The 16374-nt window shown below is 47.3% G+C and carries 12 protein-coding genes; 6 read left to right on the top strand and 6 right to left on the bottom strand.

Translation table 11 applies throughout. The features are described from left to right. The first annotated feature begins 15 nt into the window (after positions 1-15). Positions 16-1392, top strand: a complete 1377-nt coding sequence (locus AC58QM_RS00885; RefSeq protein WP_497280584.1) for a GerAB/ArcD/ProY family transporter — start codon at positions 16-18, stop codon at positions 1390-1392. Positions 1393-1482: 90 nt separating this feature from the next. On the opposite strand, the gene AC58QM_RS00880 is transcribed toward AC58QM_RS00885, so the two are convergent. Then, positions 1483-2574: a ParM/StbA family protein gene (locus AC58QM_RS00880; protein WP_497280582.1), complete on the bottom strand. Its 1092-nt coding sequence runs from the start codon at positions 2572-2574 to the stop codon at positions 1483-1485. Between the two features lie 200 nt (positions 2575-2774). On the opposite strand from AC58QM_RS00880, the gene AC58QM_RS00875 reads away from it, so the two are divergent. The 3 genes from AC58QM_RS00875 to AC58QM_RS00865 all read left to right on the top strand — a co-directional run bounded on the left by AC58QM_RS00875 (position 2775) and on the right by AC58QM_RS00865 (position 5088). Then, positions 2775-3815 carry a peptidoglycan DD-metalloendopeptidase family protein gene (locus tag AC58QM_RS00875; protein WP_497280580.1) on the top strand — a complete coding sequence of 347 codons (1041 nt, stop codon included), beginning with the start codon at positions 2775-2777 and terminating at the stop codon, positions 3813-3815. 1 nt (position 3816) lies between these two features. Further along, positions 3817-4269, top strand: a complete 453-nt coding sequence (locus AC58QM_RS00870; protein ID WP_497280579.1) for a bactofilin family protein — start codon at positions 3817-3819, stop codon at positions 4267-4269. An 84-nt stretch (positions 4270-4353) separates the two neighbouring features. Continuing rightward, complete coding sequence (locus tag AC58QM_RS00865; RefSeq protein ID WP_497280577.1) at positions 4354-5088, top strand: HAD family hydrolase; 735 nt, start codon at positions 4354-4356, stop codon at positions 5086-5088. A gap of 51 nt (positions 5089-5139) precedes the next feature. On the opposite strand, the gene AC58QM_RS00860 is transcribed toward AC58QM_RS00865, so the two are convergent. Next, positions 5140-6075, bottom strand: a complete 936-nt coding sequence (locus AC58QM_RS00860; RefSeq protein WP_497280575.1) for an ABC transporter permease — start codon at positions 6073-6075, stop codon at positions 5140-5142. Continuing rightward, a complete protein-coding gene (locus tag AC58QM_RS00855) occupies positions 6068-7003 on the bottom strand; it encodes an ABC transporter ATP-binding protein (protein WP_497280573.1) in 936 nt (311 codons plus the stop codon). The genes AC58QM_RS00860 and AC58QM_RS00855 overlap by 8 nt, the downstream gene beginning before the upstream one ends. Before the next feature lie 205 nt (positions 7004-7208). Between AC58QM_RS00855 and AC58QM_RS00850 the strand changes: the two genes are divergently transcribed. Together AC58QM_RS00850 and AC58QM_RS00845 are read left to right on the top strand one after the other, a co-directional pair. After that, a complete protein-coding gene (locus tag AC58QM_RS00850; protein ID WP_497280571.1) occupies positions 7209-8411 on the top strand; it encodes a sensor histidine kinase in 1203 nt (400 codons plus the stop codon). Between the two features lie 21 nt (positions 8412-8432). Beyond that, positions 8433-9113: a response regulator transcription factor gene (locus tag AC58QM_RS00845; RefSeq protein ID WP_497280569.1), complete on the top strand. Its 681-nt coding sequence runs from the start codon at positions 8433-8435 to the stop codon at positions 9111-9113. Positions 9114-9287: 174 nt separating this feature from the next. On the opposite strand, the gene AC58QM_RS00840 is transcribed toward AC58QM_RS00845, so the two are convergent. From AC58QM_RS00840 to gltB, 3 genes are all read right to left on the bottom strand, one after another. Next, the gene (locus AC58QM_RS00840) at positions 9288-9752 is read right to left on the bottom strand and encodes a hypothetical protein (protein ID WP_497280567.1); all 465 of its coding nucleotides are present in this window, start codon (positions 9750-9752) and stop codon (positions 9288-9290) included. Positions 9753-10016: 264 nt separating this feature from the next. Next, on the bottom strand, positions 10017-11501 hold the full coding sequence (locus AC58QM_RS00835) for a glutamate synthase subunit beta (protein ID WP_497280566.1): 1485 nt from the start codon (positions 11499-11501) through the stop codon (positions 10017-10019). 26 nt (positions 11502-11527) lie between these two features. Continuing rightward, positions 11528-16120, bottom strand: coding sequence for a glutamate synthase large subunit (gene gltB / locus AC58QM_RS00830; protein WP_497280564.1), 4593 nt, complete (start codon positions 16118-16120; stop codon positions 11528-11530). Positions 16121-16374: the final 254 nt, after the last annotated feature.

Below are 16374 nucleotides of genomic sequence, written 5' to 3'. Positions count from 1 at the left end.
AAGGTGGTCTTCCTCATGGATAGTAAGCAAGTCATTAACCAACGTCAGCTCTCGTGGCTAGCTTCTTCCATTGTCACCAGTGGAGGCATCCTCACCTTGCAAAATGAGTTGATTCGTATCAATCAAATGGATGCTTGGTTCAGCTATTTACTTTCCATTATCTATGTGTTCCTCATAGCTGGCTTCTTTGGCTTTATAGCCAAACTTTATCCGCAAAAGAACATTTTCGAAATATCCAAAGAAGTATTAGGTCAATGGATAGGTACTTGTCTAAACCTAATCATATTGTTTCATTTTTGGCAGATTGTTGTCCGTGATATTTCCTCCGTCTCTAGATTTAGTTCAACACTTTTGCTACCTTCAACACCTTTGGAAATTTTATTTTTACTAACCTGCTTATTACTTATTTATTTCGGCAAAACAAGCCTAGAGGTCATTGCACGTGTAAACGATCTCTTCTACCCGCTATTCGTGGTTACCATTACCATAATGCCGTTGCTCCTATCGAATGAATTCTTTTTACGGCTTACTACACCGGTCTTAACGATGCCGCTTCAGCACTGGACAGCTAGTTCGATTCTGACACTTGGAAGTGCTGGTGATGTGTTCATTCTAGGTGCTTTTCTTCATACGATTTACAATTCCAATCACGTGCGATCTGCTATTCGACATGGCTCTTTGCTTGGTTTTTTTCTACTTACCCTTATTTTATTCACCATAATTGCCGTACTCGGACCTAGAATGCCTGCCAATTTCTCCTATCCCACTTTTAACTTGGTCCAGACGATTCATATTACGGACTTTCTAGATCGACTCGATCTCGTCATGCTCATGATCTGGTATCCGACGGAAGCTTGTAAAATCATCGCGATTTACTTGGCACTCCTGATTGGCATTAGCTCCATATTCAATGAGCGAAATTATCCAATGATTAATAAGCCTATCGGGCTTATGTTGGCTCTAACGACTTGCCTTTCCTTTAAAAGCACGACCGAGCTGCTCTCCTTTTCCAACTTTAGCTCACCTGTCATTGTTCTGGCCTACCAACCTTTCACCATGGTACTTCTCCTTATCGTAGGTATTCGAAAGAGGCGGAAAAACCCAAATGCACTTCCTACCCGTTCCTCCTCAGGTGGCACTCATGCTAAGCAGGATCCTGAACAAAATTCAGGTAAGCTCAGCCAACGTCTAACCTATTCCCATTGGTTGCAGGGCGGGAATCTATTGCTGGCCATTTGTGTTGCATTTATTATGATTGGGCTCATGTTTGGCGGAAAATCTCCATTGATTGGTACAATTTGCGCGATTGGATTCGGCAGTAGTCTACTCCTGACGACACTGACCACTTATATGGAAACCACGAAGCTGAAACAAGCGGAAGCAAGTAACTAGCGCGAGCTGCTTTTGTGAAATGAGATGTGGAGGAATGCTTATCGTTCAAAAATGAAAAAAGCACCCGCTTCAGCGAGTGCCTTGTATAGATTAAACAGGAACGGAATGATTCATACGGCTTTTTGCGACCTTCAAATAGCCGTGTACATTGAGGTACTCACTATCATTAGTGAAACGCAATTTCATAGCCCCTGCCGCGTCTTGGATATACGGTTTTAGTGCAGTTGCACCGCCGCCAATTACGTAAAAGCATTTAATATCCGGGCATTTACGCCAGCGCTTCTTGATCATTTCTACCATGCGTACAGCTGCGCGACGGAAATGCTGATCAACGATCGGCCGAATATCTACTTGGCCTTCTCCAGGAAGCTGAATCGTAAACTGACGATTCTTCACCCTTTGCGCTAGCTTTGCACGACTCGGGAACAAATGACCATAGGCATCTTCAACATCCCGAATGATGGCATCCAAATACGTAGCGATTCCAATTTGCTCCCCATGGCTGAAATGGTTATCTATCGCCATACGTTTGATAACAGGGAAGTCTGTCGTCAATGCACCGATTTCGCAAACACCTATGCAGCCGTTGTATATTTCTTCGTCCTTCACTTGCAGGCTGTCGTGTGTCGCCATGTGAAACATAGCCGCAGCACCTTCAATGGAGACAGCAACTTTGCGAATTGAAACTTTGATTTTGCGATTATGGAATTGCGGTGTGGAAAGAAACGTCACTTCGTGCTCACCCAGCAGGCGATGTTCGAAGGTCTGACTATATTTGGGGAATGCACGAACGGGTAAACCCGTGCCTAATGTATATTCAACTTCGTCAACGTTGCCGTAGCCAGGATTGGCCGCTTGGTTCGTGAGCCCCTGATAAGCAAGTGCAGTCAGTGCAACAATGAGGGATTGATCCGATAGCGCTTTATTATCCGTATCTTCAAGCTCTAAGTTATCCTCGTGCTCCAAGGCAAGCTGCCCTACGAAATAACGTTGATTCCTCTGTGAAAGGCTCGGACTGTAGATGACAACATCCAATGCTTTCCAAGGTGAATCTTCTTCCTGCAAAATGTGTCTTTCGTAGCCCGGCGCAATGATATTCGGTATCACCAGTGGTTCTCTGGACCCATCTAGCACCAGCTTAATACTATCGTTCCCTATGTCAATACCTGCAAGCTTAATCATGTGTGCCTCCACTCCAAATCTACAGCTTTCTGTAATTGTATTAGTAACATTCGATCACATACGACAGGATTCCTTCCTACTTTAGACTCATTTTACTAGGACTGATAGGTAAGAAGGCAGGTTTTTAGCAAAATATGACGAATGATGTACAGAACTTTACTTTACCAAATTCAACCATGACAGGAGATAACTTAGTCCTTATGAAGCTTAAGTGGAAACCAAAAAAACTGACACTGGTTATCATACCAGACGCTAATCAATCAGTCGTCAGGTTTCGCATATCTCATTTAGTAGCCTATATCGCAGCAGCATGCTTTTCCTTGCTAATGCTGATTTCCATATCGATTTATTTTGTACACGCACATACCTTGAAACAGGCAAGTGATTTACAGTCGAAGCTTAGCGGTGCTAACCAGCAATGGAGTAAAGCCCTATCTTCCAAAGATGAAGCCATCGAACAATTGCAAAATGAAGTGATTCAACTGTCCCAGCAAGCTGAACAGATGAAAACACAGGTCGAAGAAGTAAAGAAGCTCGAGAGTGATCTCAAATCCATCGCTGGCATTGATCCAGAACCCGGAAACAAGGCACTTGCAAGCACCTCGACGACAGAAAAGGCGAAGAAAGATGCCAATCAGCCTACCATTGGTGAATCTACTGCTTCAACGGGTGTCGGAGGAAGCCCAAACCCTGTCTCACAAGAACTCATTCTTAAGCTGGGTCAAGATACATTAGCCTCTTTCACGGCACTGAATGGCGAAGTTCAGACTTTGCAAACCAATTTGACAGTAACGAAGCAGAAAGTAGCCGATAAACAAGAGCAGCTTCGTATAACGCCAACGCTATGGCCAACAAGTACGAAGGTGGTAACCTCCCCCTTTGGCTACAGATCCGATCCTTTTACCAAAATACCGAGCTATCATTCCGGCATTGATTTCGGCGCTCACGAGAATGACCCTGTTTATGCAACTGCGGCTGGTAAAGTTGTCAGTACAGGTAAGGACATTTACCATGGCAACAACATTGTGATCGAGCATTCCAAGGGCTTGCGCACCTGGTATATGCATTTAAATAAAATTTTAGTGAACAAAGGAGATTCTGTAGAAAAAGGCGGCACCATTGGTTTAGTCGGATCTACAGGCCGAAGCACAGGCGCACATCTCCACTATGAAGTACTCAAAAACGGCGAAAGTATTGATCCCAAACCTTATCTTAAATCGCTTCGAAAGGATGACAACTAACATGTTTAAAAAAACAAAAAACCTCATGAATCCTAATACAACCGATACACTGATAGGTGAGGGAACTAGCTTTGAAGGCCGCATTAAATCAGAGGCGAGCATTCGCATTGAAGGTGGAATTACAGGAGATATCGATTGCGCTGGTGATGTCATTATTGGCGAACATGGGATTGTAAAATCCAATATCGCAGCGCGGGATGTCGTTTTGGCTGGAAGCGTGCAAGGAAATATTACAACTAAAGGTAAACTAACCATCACTTCCACTGGCTCCTTGCATGGCAATATTAGCGCAGCTTCATTCATCATCGAGGAAGGCGGCGTCTTCCAAGGCAGCAGTAAAATGGAAACGAAATCTACCGTACCTGCACCTGTACCAAACAACGAACCTGAGACTGGAAATAGACCCGTTGCTGCACCTGAAAATATGTACAAAGGCAATACGGTGGCCATGTAACGTCCTGACGGCTAGGATTGAAGCTTCCCGCATGATATACTAGTTGGAAACTCATTTTCTAACTGATGTAGGAGAACGCAAACTATGAGAGAACAATCCATCCTATTTGATCTAGATGACACGTTAGTTCATTGCAATAAATATTTTGACTTTGTTATCGATCAATTCGTTGATCTGATGTTAACCTGGTATGCTGGTCATCGACTAACTAAGCAGGACATTAAGCAAAAACAGTTACAAATCGACCTTGCTGGTATCCAAATTCACGGCTTTATGCCAGAGCGTTTTCCACAATCTTTTGTGGAAACGTACCATTGGTTCGCACAGCATTACAACCGCCCTGTCAGCGCCAAAGAAGTGGACTGGCTCATGCAGCTCGGTCATACCGTCTATAGTTATACGGTTGAACCTTATCCCCTGATGAATGAGACCCTGCAGAACCTTCAACAAGCGGGCCATCGTCTATATCTTTACACAGGTGGCGATGTGTCCATCCAGATGAAGAAAATCAAGGATGTTGGCCTCGACGCGTTTTTCCAGGATCGCATCTTCGTTACCGTTCATAAGACACGCGAGTTTATGAATACGCTCGTGCACGAGCAGCGCTTTGATCGCCAGCACACTTGGATGATCGGAAACTCGGTCACGACCGATGTTCTGCCAGCACTGCATGCGGGTATCCATGCGATTCACATCCCTGTTGCGGATGATTGGGTATTTAACAACGGGACGATTGATGTCACTCCACAAGGCGCGTTTTACCAACTGCCCTCTCTTTTGGAAGTGCCTGAGGCGATACAAAAGTATATTCAGAAATAAAAAGAACGATCCCCCGGTGAAAGCTGAACCGGAAGGATCGTTCTTTTGTTGTTAAGCGGCGACATCGCGTCTGCGGAATATTTCCCAGGAAAGTACATTGAATAGTAAGAAGTAGAGGACAAGCATGGTGATCGAGAAGCCCATCGTCATTCCCTCTGCTAACGGCCTATCCTCCAGATAGGGAGTAAGATCTGTATTCGCGAATAGGAAGTATTTGCCCCACGAATACCGTAGAAACAGTAAAGTAATCACTTGGCCAGCAAACATGATGAAAATGCTGAGTCCGATCGCAAGGGAAGCGCTGCGAAACACGGTCGAAATCATAAAAGCCAGTGTAACAATCATCACAAGCTCGATTAATTTAAACCCATAGGTTGCAAACACGTAAAGCAGCATGTTTTTCTCCTGTACCTGCCCTGCGGCATTGACAGTTAGATGTGGAAGGCTCAGTCGCTCAAAGCCATACGAGAAGCCGTACACGATCAAGGCCGTGATGAACAAGAGAACCAGAAGCGTAGCTGCAAAAAGTAAGGTTGTCAGATACTTCGACAATAAGATTTTGGATCGACTAGCTGGCCGAATGAGCAGCAGCTTGATGGTTCCCCACGTAAATTCCCCTGCCACCATATCTCCTGCGATAATAACCGTGAATAGCGTGACCAGAATAACCAAACTAGAAGCAGTGATCATGCCACCCCATAACGTGTTATCAATAGGCGGGTAATCATGGTCCAGCATATATTGCTGACGTGCACTTTCTTCACGCATTTGCTTCTTAAAACTATCTGGAATATCCGGACTCGCAAGTTCTGTCTTATTATGTTCGACGGTTTCTGCTGCTCTAGTCTTCCAACTATCATCTTGTTGATTATCTGAATGTGTTAACACGCCTGTCAGTACGACAATCACAATGAGTAAAATCATGAGAATCCATGTTCGAAGCCGACTATAAATTTTCATATGCTCATTCTTGATGAGATTAAGCAATAGGATCACTTCCCGTCATTTCCAAAAATTGATCTTCCAGCGATTTCGCCGTTTTGCGAATGCCATATACAGCAATACCAGCCTCAACGAATCGCCTATTCCACTCGGCCGTTTCTTGTTTGTCGAGATCCATGACAAGTTCATTGTCAACGACTTCTACTTGCATGCTTTGTTCCGAGGCTAGCTTCACTGCTTGCTCAACCGTTTCTACTTCGAAGACGACCCGCTGCTTGCCATCCTCCTGGACATATTCCTTGATAAGTCGAACATCCACTAATTTGCCATTTTGGATAATGGCTACGCGGTCACACATGAGCTCCATTTCTGCCAATAGGTGAGAGGAAACGATAACTGAAATCCCTTCGTCACGGGTTAGCTTTCGCAAATGATCGCGAAGTTCACGTATCCCTGCAGGATCCAATCCATTGGTAGGCTCGTCCAGTATCAGAACGGACGGCTTATGCAGCAACGCTTGCGCGATGCCTAGTCGTTGACGCATTCCCAGGGAGTACGTTTTGACCTTGTCATGGATACGATTCGACATTCCGACAAGATCAATGACCTCCTCAATCCGATTCTCGTCAATACCTGGAATCATCCGGGCATAATGCACTAAATTTTTATAACCACTTAGAAATTTGTACATTTCCGGATTTTCTACAATCGCGCCAATATGGCGAATAGCTTGCTCAAAATGAGTCCGAATGGAATAACCGCCAATGCGTATATCCCCCTCCGAGATCGACATGAGGCCGACCATCATGCGGATTGTTGTCGTTTTACCCGCGCCGTTCGGCCCGAGAAACCCAAAAACTTCGCCGCGTGGTACATCGAAGCTTAACTTATCAATAATGGTTTTGGAACCAATGCGTTTGGAAATTTGATCCACCTGTACGATGGGTGTAAGAGCCTCTTGTGATGCTGACATTCGACATCTCCTCTCTTCTAAATCCAATATAATCCAATCCTACCTTACTTCTTTTGTCATGCCTAGTCAAAAAATCTCAGTCGAACCCTTCTGGTAAGCAGCGCGGATTGCGGTCATACAGAATCATATGACTGCGTTCACTATGGCTTTTTCCTTTTTTTATGTACAATGGAAAGATAAGACCTGCCAGTAAAGGAGCTCATCTATGATCCAACGAAGACCGTGGCACGGTGTAGAATGGTCCCTGTTCATCGTCTTAACAGGTGCTGCACTGCTTGGTTTACTTTATAGCTGCCTTCACATCTATGAGCAACCATTCTCCCACTTCCTATTAACCATATTGGCTATTTTGCTATCCTATGGGGCTCCATTTTTATTCTGGCGACCCCACTATATCCATTCGACAGGGTACCCTATTGCCGTTCTGCTGACAGGGATCCCCCTGCAAATTTACTTAGCTTGGATGGAGCAAGATGCCCTACTTACCATTAATTGCCCAATTATGGTCATTGGATTCCTCGCTGACCGAAAAAATGCTTGGTGGACCGCCCCTATCTTCATGCTGGGGATGCCTGTCACTTACTTTTTCCTGCTCCACAGCGACACGGGTGTCGGGCAACTATTCAGTGTAATCCTCAATGCCGTCCTCTTCTTCGCAATTGGACTTAGCTTGCAACGTGCCGTTACTTCCAACGAGAAGACGGAAAAGCTGCTAGGGGAGAACCAACGTCAGTATCATTTGATTCATGAGCAAAATAACGTACTAGAACAGTATGCGAATCAGATCGAACAGCTCACTTTAATGGAAGAACGCAATCGGATGGCACGTGAGCTTCACGATACGGTTGGGCATACGTTTACTTCCGTTATTATGGGGATGGACGCCGTCTCCTATCTCATCGAAGTTTCACCAGAAAAAGCGAAGCAGAAGCTCGACGTCCTACGGAATGTGACTAGAGGCGGACTAGAGGAAGTGCGCCGCAGCATTCATCAGATGGTCCCTCAAGAGGGAGATATGCTGCTTTCCCAGCAGCTATCCCGTCTAGCAAATGAGTTTGCGCTGCACACGGGCACACAGATTCATTTCACAACGGTTAGCGATGAATTCGAGATCCCTGAACAAACCAAGCTTTCACTCGTTCGCTGTCTGCAGGAATCATTGACGAATGCCAAACGCCACGGGAAAGCAACCTCCATTGAGATTGTGCTCACTTATGCCGAAGACCAAGTCTCCCTTCGCATCGAAGATGATGGCATCGGTACCGATCAATTGAAAATGGGCTTCGGCATTACTGCGATGCAAGAGCGGATATCTGCGCTGCAAGGCACCCTGCAGGTACGCTCCTTACCCGAGCAAGGAACCGTGGTTCATTGTTTCATTCCCGTAAAACGATTTCCAACCTTTTAATCCCTGTAAGGAGGATTCCCTATGACCGTCAATCAAGCCCCGCTCAAATTGCTCCTGGTCGATGATCAGGATCTAATACGTGAAAGCTTACACATCGTCTTGGGTATGGACCCCGATATTGAGGTCGTCGGTTTAGCCGAAAATGGCCAAGTCGCTGTCCAGCTATGTAAAGAGGCACAGCCCGATGTCGTACTGATGGACATTCACATGCCAATCATGGATGGCGTTGAGGCGACACGCCAAATCAAAATCGCCTGGCCGCACATCCGCGTCGTTATTTTGACCACTTTTCAGGAAATTGGTTACGTTGTAGACGCACTTAGTGCAGGGGCTGAAGGCTATTTGCTCAAAGCTATTCATCCCAAAGAGTTAGCCACGGGAATCAAATGGGTTCATCAAGGCGGTACATTAATTCCGCATGACATTGCCAAAATGCTCGTTCAGCAAGCACGTGACGGCGGAAGCGGGACTTCCTCTGAAGGAAAAGAAGAGACTGTTCGTGCAGAGACTTACGGGCTTAGCGAACGTGAATTGCAAGTGCTCCATAGTATCGCCGATGGGCTCAACAACCGTGAGATCGCCGAGAAACTTTTCTTATCTGAAGGTACCGTGAAGAACTACATCTCCAATATTTATTCAAAAATGGATGTTCGCGACCGCGTTCAAGCATCGAAGAAAGCGCATGATGAAGGTATTCTGTGAGTTGCTCCAAAACTTAGCTACTCCAACTGATCCTTCCTGCCCTAATTGCACACTTAACTGAAACGATCTACTCATGTGCTAAATTTACACCGGTAACAGCCTTTTCTATCCGCTTAAACAGCCACGGGAAAACAAAAACCGCTCTTCATAATGAAGAAGCGGTCTTTGTGCATGCTATTCAAATAGCTTTTCGAGAAAGCCCTTTTTTCTTTTGCGAATCTTGCCGTAGCTCTTTACTCTAGAGAAGGGTAGCTGCGTATCTGCCACAGTGGTGTCCGCCAACGCTTCCTTCTGGGGGCTGGCTTCTTCCCAAGTCATCGCAGCTTGCTGCAACTCCATCTGGTCTTCTTGATTTGCCGCATGTTGATGCACAACGATGGTATTAACCAACTGCTCATGCAGTTTGTTCTCGAGTTGGTGCCTGCATAGTCGGAGAAATTGCTCTTGCTGTCTATTCTGGAGTTCAAACTGCTCATGAAGTTGTGCCTGAAGCTCTTCTACCTGCTTAGAAAGAAGCATAACAGCCTTTTGCAAAGAAATCAGATCTTGCCCCTTGAGCGGCTCATCTTGCTCACTCTCTTCATTCCCTGCTAGTAAGGCCTCTATTTCCGCCGGTGTTATGAATTCTTCCTTCTTCATGTGCTTTCCTCCATTCCGTACATCTTGGTGTCCCTACTTGGACTACACTTTCTCTTATTGTACATGAGAATGAAGAAATGTTCACGTTTATATAGTCCTATTGGGTGGACTAGTCTGGAGCGGCTTGGCTTTGGCGGGTCTGTAAGTCGATTTTTTCGACTTACGCTAGCGCGCATGGGTGTCACAACCCTTTCCCAGCATGCATTAACAATAAAAAACTGCCTGCAAGTAGAATCTCTACCTGCAAGCAGTCCACTACGGTTCTTATGGTAAATTCGACGATCCCATCAAGAAACGGTCCACTTCACGCGCTACTGCGCGACCTTCGTTGATCGCCCAAACCACGAGACTTTGACCACGACGCATGTCGCCAGCAGCGAAAACGCCGTCAACGTTCGTTGCAAACTTCCCGTAGTCCGCTTTCGCGTTAGAGCGCTCGTCTTTGGCAACGCCAAGCTGATCCAACACGGTGTTTTCTGGTCCTGTGAAGCCCATCGCAATCAACACGAGCTGCGCTGGGTAAACCTTCTCGCTGCCAGGTACTTCAACAGGTACGAAAGCACCCTTCTCGTTCTTTTGCCACTCAATTAGAATTGTATGCAGCTCCTTCAAGTTGCCGTTCTCATCCCCCACGAATTTCTTCGTGTTGATCAAGTACGTCCGCGGATCTTCGCCCTGAAGCGCAGCTACCTCCTGTTGACCGTAGTCCACTTTCAACACCTTCGGCCATTCCGGCCATGGGTTGTTCGCTGGACGTGTTTCCGGTGACTTCGGCATAATCTCGAACTGCGTCACGCTCTTACATTTGTGACGAATGGACGTACCCACGCAGTCCGTTCCCGTGTCACCACCACCGATGACGATAACATCTTTGCCTTCAGCGGAGATGAATTCACGATCTGCATGCTCGGAATCGAGCAAGCTCTTCGTATTCTTGCTCAGGAATTCCATCGCTAGATGTACACCGCCGAGCTCACGACCCTCGATTGGAAGATCGCGGCCCTTCGTAGCTCCGCCGCACAGGACGATCGCATCGAATTCCTCTTGCAGCTTCTCAATCGGATAGTTCACACCGACGTGAGCGCCAGTGATGAAAGCTACGCCTTCCGCTTCAAGCAGATCTACACGACGCTGGACATACTTTTTGTCCAGCTTCATGTTCGGGATACCGTACATCAGCAAGCCGCCAACACGGTCGGCCCGTTCAAAAACCGTAACCCAATGCCCAGCTTTGTTCAGCTGCGCTGCTGCCGCAAGCCCGGAAGGACCTGATCCAACAACCGCAACCTTTTTCCCTGTGCGCGTTTCCGGTGGTTCAGGCTTGATCCAGCCCTCATCGAAGCCTTTGTCGATGATCGCTTTCTCAATTGCTTTGATCGTAACCGGTGTATCCTTCAAGCCTACTGTACAAGAGCCTTCACAAGGCGCTGGACAAACACGCCCCGTAAATTCCGGGAAATTATTCGTTTTGTGCAGACGATCCAAAGCTTCACGCCATTGACCGCGATACACGAGATCATTCCACTCGGGAATGAGGTTATTCACTGGGCAACCAGCGGCCATACCGCTGATTAATGCCCCTGTGTGGCAGAAAGGAATCCCGCAATCCATACAACGGGAGCCTTGCGTCTGTAATTTATCTTGCGTAAGTGGTGTCGCAAACTCTTTCCAATGGCCGATTCGGACCAGAGGAGATGCTTCGGATGCCACTTCACGAGCATGTTCTATAAAACCGGTTGGTTTACCCATTTACGTTTAATCCCTCCTGAGTTTCGTTAATTTCCACCGACACGGGAAACATCTCTCATATTCGCCTCGAAAGCAACCATGACCGCTTCTTGTTGGCTTAGACCGGAGCGTTTCACCTTTTCGATGGCATCAAACATACGTTTGTAGTCCTTCGGTATAACCTTCACGAACTTCCAAACGTACTCATCCCAGTGCTGAATAACTTGGTGGGCAACGCTGCTATCCGTAAATGTGGCATGATGCTGGATCATCGTTTTCAACTCATTCATCTCATACGTTTCTTCCAGCTGTTCAAGGTAAACCATCTCTTTATTCACTTTACTTTGGAAATCACCGTTCACATCCAAGACGTAAGCGATACCGCCTGACATCCCAGCTGCGAAGTTACGTCCCGTTTGACCCAGAACTACAACACGGCCACCTGTCATGTACTCACAACCGTGATCGCCAACACCCTCAACGACAGCACGTACACCACTGTTTCTAACGCAGAAGCGCTCGCCCGCGATACCACGGATATAAGCATCCCCATCGGTTGCGCCGTAGAAGGCTGTATTTCCAATAATCACGTTCTCTTCCGGTACAAAAGAGGACTTACTCGATGGGAAAATGGCCAGCTTACCGCCGGACAATCCTTTTCCAACGTAGTCATTGGCATCTCCTTCGAGGGAGAGTGTGATCCCCTTCGGTACGAAAGCACCAAAGCTTTGACCTGCTGATCCTTCAAAGTGAAGTCGAATCGTATCGTGCGGCAAGCCTTCCACACCATGACGGCGTGTCACTTCACTGCCCACGATCGTTCCAACAACACGGTTCACGTTCGTAATTGGTAGAATTGCGTGTACATGCTCTTTGCGCTCAATCGCTGGCTCACAAATCTCAAGCAGCTTCGTCATATCCAGCGAGCGATCTAAGCCGTGATCCTGCGCCATTGAGCAGAAACGACCGACTTCTTCGCCCATATCCGGTTGATGCAAGAGTGGCGAAAGATCGACGCCTTTGGCTTTCCAATGTTCGACCGCTGGTTTGGACTCCAGGATATCCGTGCGTCCAACCATTTCCTCGATCGTGCGAAAGCCAAGCTCTGCCATCATTTCACGCACATCGTTCGCGATGAAGGTCATGAAGTTAACCACATGCTGCGGATCTCCAGCAAATTTCTTGCGAAGCTCCGGATTTTGCGTAGCGACCCCAACCGGACAAGTGTCCAAGTGGCAGACGCGCATCATCACGCAGCCGATTGTAATTAGTGGCGTTGTTGCGAAGCCAAACTCCTCGGCACCGAGCAGGGCAGCTACGACAACGTCGCGTCCAGTCATCAGCTTGCCATCCGTCTCGACGACGATACGGCTGCGCAGGTTGTTCAGCACGAGTGTCTGGTGCGTCTCCGCCAGACCGAGCTCCCACGGCAGTCCCGCGTGACGAATACTCGTCTGCGGTGACGCGCCTGTGCCTCCGTCGTAGCCGGAGATGAGGACAACGTCCGCTTTCCCTTTGGCTACGCCGGCAGCGATCGTGCCAACCCCCACCTCGGATACCAGCTTCACGCTGATTCGTGCCCGTGGGTTGGCATTCTTGAGATCGTGGATCAGCTCTGCCAGATCCTCGATCGAATAAATATCATGATGCGGCGGCGGCGAAATCAAGCCTACGCCTGGCGTAACACCGCGAACCTCGGCTACCCAAGGGTACACCTTGGTTCCCGGAAGCTGACCACCTTCGCCGGGCTTCGCGCCCTGCGCCATCTTGATCTGAATCTCGTCAGCATTGACGAGATAATGGCTCGTGACGCCGAAGCGGCCGGACGCCACCTGCTTAATGCTGCTACGGCGAAGATCGCCGTTCGCATCCGGTGTGAAGCGTTCCGGATGCTCCCCGCCTTCGCCGGTATTGCTCTTGCCGCCGATGCGGTTCATCGCAATCGCGATCGTTTCGTGCGCTTCTTTGGAGATGGAGCCGTAGGACATGGCTCCCGTCTTGAAGCGCTTAAAGATCGATTCGATCGGCTCTACCTCTTCGATCGGAATCGGTGTGCGTCCTGCTTTGAAGCTCAGCAATCCGCGCAAAGCCATATATTTCTCGTCTTCACGTTTGACGAGCTTAGAAAAATTCTTATACATGCCGTAGTTATTACTACGTACGGCAGATTGCAACGCATGCACAGTTTCCGGGGTATAAATGTGATCTTCTCCGTCTCGACGCCATTGCAAGTCGCCGCCTGTATCCAGTACGCGATCGCGTCCCTCTTGCTCAGAGAACGCACGGCTGTGACGCATCAAAGCTTCCTTCGCTACCATTTCGATGCCGATACCACCAACCGGTGTGTACGTCCAAGTGAAATAGCTGTCCACCAGCTCTTGGCTCAAGCCGATCGCTTCGAAAATTTGCGCCCCGCGATAGCTCTGAATGGTGGAAATCCCCATTTTCGCTAACACTTTGACGACACCCTTCGTGACCGCTTTGATGTAGTTATAGATCGCTTTCTCGTGATCAACGCCAACTAACTGCTTACGTTGAATCATGTCATCTAACGTTTCCAGTGCTAGATAAGGGTTAATCGCGCCTGCACCATAGCCAAGCAATAAGGCAAAATGGTGCACTTCACGCGGCTCACCAGACTCGACAAGCAAGCTGACTTTCGTACGTGTCCCTTGACGAATCAGATGGTGATGCAAGCCCGACGTAGCTAATAGGGCTGGAATCGGCGCACTGACACGATCTACACCACGGTCAGACAGGATGAGCAGCGTGGCTCCGTCGACAATGGCTTGATCCGCTGCTGTGTACAGCGCTTGCATCGCACTTTCAAGCCCCGCTGTACCCGCAGATGCTTCGAAAAGCGTCGACAACGTGACCGTTTTGAAACCGTCGCGCTGAATATGACGCAGCTTCGCCAATTCTTCATTGGAGAGGAACGGCGACTTCAAACGAATTTGACGGCAGCTCTCTGGCTCTGGCTTAATCAGATTACGCTCAGGTCCAATCGTCGTGCCTTGCGCGGTAATGATTTCTTCGAAGTTCGCATCAATTGGCGGGTTCGTTACTTGCGCGAACAATTGTTTGAAATAGTTATACAGGAGCTGCGGGCGGTCTGAAAGCACAGCAAGCGGCGCATCCGTACCCATCGAACCGATCGGATCCACACCTGTTTTGCCCATAGGCTCAAGGGTCTTACGCAGTTGTTCGAAGGTATAACCAAAAGCTTGCTGACGCTGAAGAATCGTGTCATGGTCAGAGCCAAGTACAATTGGCGCATCTTCCAAATCCTCTAAGGAAACGAGATGCTCATTCAACCAATCCCGATACGGCTGTTCGCTAGCGATGCCGCTCTTGATTTCTTCGTCGGTCACGATGCGGCCTTCTACCGTATCTACAAGCAGCATACGTCCTGGTCTTAGACGGTCTTTGTACAAAATGCGCTCAGGCTCGATATCCAGCACGCCTACTTCAGAAGCAAGTACGATTAAGTCGTCTGTCGTGACATAGTAACGTGACGGACGCAAGCCATTGCGATCCAGAATCGCTCCGATTTGACTGCCATCTGTGAATGCAATCGCAGCAGGGCCATCCCATGGCTCCATCAAGGTGCTGTGATACTCGTAGAATGCTTTCTTATCATCATCCATACCTTCATGCTTGGACCATGGCTCTGGCACCATCATCATTGCAGCATGCGGCAAGGAGCGACCTGAAAGCATCAGAAACTCTAGTGTATTATCGAACATTTGCGAATCGGAACCATCCGTATCAATAACAGGAAGAATGCGCCCAAAATCTTCGCCAAATAACTCCGAATCACACATCGCTTGACGCGCGTGCATCCAGTTGACGTTACCGCGAAGCGTATTGATCTCACCATTGTGGATGAGATAGCGATATGGATGTGCACGTTCCCAGCTCGGGAAGGTGTTCGTACTAAAGCGCGAGTGAACAAGCGCTAAAGCAGAGTCTACCTTTTCGTCTTGCAATTCCACGTAATAGGCATCCACTTGTTCGGGTGTTAACATCCCTTTATATACAATCGTTCTGCTAGACAAGCTAGAATAGTAAAATTGCGATTCCGCATGAGATATTTTGATAGCGTTTTCAGATAATTTGCGAATAATATAAAGCTTGCGCTCAAAATCAAGATTCGTTACCGTATCCGCGCTTTGGCCGATAAATACCTGACGAACATATGGCTCCGCTGATTTCGCAGAATCTCCCAATGAACTGTTATTTGTTGGAACCGTTCTCCAGCCAAGGAACTGTTGACCTTCTTGTTTGACTATTCGCTCAATTGTACTTTCGCACGCTTGACGTGCTTCTAATTCCTGAGGCAAATACACCATACCCACACCATAATTACCAGCGCATGGTAATTTAATGTTTTCTTTTTCACAAGCTGATTGGAAATACGTATCTGGAATCTGCATCAAAATGCCAGCTCCATCTCCCGTATTCTGCTCACAACCTTGCCCACCACGATGATCCAAATTGCAAAGTACACGAAGCGCTTGCTTAACGATGGCGTGTGATTTGACACCCTTAATATTGGCAACAAAGCCAATCCCACAGGCATCATGCTCATTCCTCGGATCGTACAATCCCTGTTTGGGAGGTAATCCTTTAATAGTCATGTTTTGCAACCTTTCTTCCCTCGTTTTCACTGGACTTTGTTAGACGCCTGCTTTAAAGTACTAAAAAGTAAAAATTCGAAGCAACATATTTCGACTACAACCGCAATAAGTAGAGGAAATATTCTCAATATTTTTTATATTATATTAACACTTGATTTCCTATAGTTCAATTTAAAAATATTTAAATTGAAAAGGTTTTCATTTTAATAGAATTGCCAGTAAAATCATATTGTATAGGCACGGTTATTTATTGG

The sequence above is a fragment of the Paenibacillus sp. J22P165 genome (genome assembly GCF_059692015.1).
The sequence above is the reverse complement of the archived record's forward strand: the minus strand, read 5'-3'. Positions and strand labels throughout refer to the sequence as shown.

What these genes read in the sequence shown, in the direction of transcription:
- AC58QM_RS00875 (WP_497280580.1), top strand. Translation starts at nt 2,775, where the DNA reads ATGAAGCTTAAGTGGAAACCAAAAAAACTGACACTGGTTATCATACCA.
- AC58QM_RS00870 (WP_497280579.1), top strand. Translation starts at nt 3,817, where the DNA reads ATGTTTAAAAAAACAAAAAACCTCATGAATCCTAATACAACCGATACA.
- AC58QM_RS00880 (WP_497280582.1), bottom strand. Translation starts at nt 2,574, where the DNA reads ATGATTAAGCTTGCAGGTATTGACATAGGGAACGATAGTATTAAGCTG.
- AC58QM_RS00865 (WP_497280577.1), top strand. Translation starts at nt 4,354, where the DNA reads ATGAGAGAACAATCCATCCTATTTGATCTAGATGACACGTTAGTTCAT.
- AC58QM_RS00885 (WP_497280584.1), top strand. Translation starts at nt 16, where the DNA reads ATGGATAGTAAGCAAGTCATTAACCAACGTCAGCTCTCGTGGCTAGCT.
- AC58QM_RS00855 (WP_497280573.1), bottom strand. Translation starts at nt 7,003, where the DNA reads ATGTCAGCATCACAAGAGGCTCTTACACCCATCGTACAGGTGGATCAA.
- gltB (WP_497280564.1), bottom strand. Translation starts at nt 16,120, where the DNA reads ATGACTATTAAAGGATTACCTCCCAAACAGGGATTGTACGATCCGAGG.
- AC58QM_RS00840 (WP_497280567.1), bottom strand. Translation starts at nt 9,752, where the DNA reads ATGAAGAAGGAAGAATTCATAACACCGGCGGAAATAGAGGCCTTACTA.
- AC58QM_RS00835 (WP_497280566.1), bottom strand. Translation starts at nt 11,501, where the DNA reads ATGGGTAAACCAACCGGTTTTATAGAACATGCTCGTGAAGTGGCATCC.
- AC58QM_RS00845 (WP_497280569.1), top strand. Translation starts at nt 8,433, where the DNA reads ATGACCGTCAATCAAGCCCCGCTCAAATTGCTCCTGGTCGATGATCAG.
- AC58QM_RS00850 (WP_497280571.1), top strand. Translation starts at nt 7,209, where the DNA reads ATGATCCAACGAAGACCGTGGCACGGTGTAGAATGGTCCCTGTTCATC.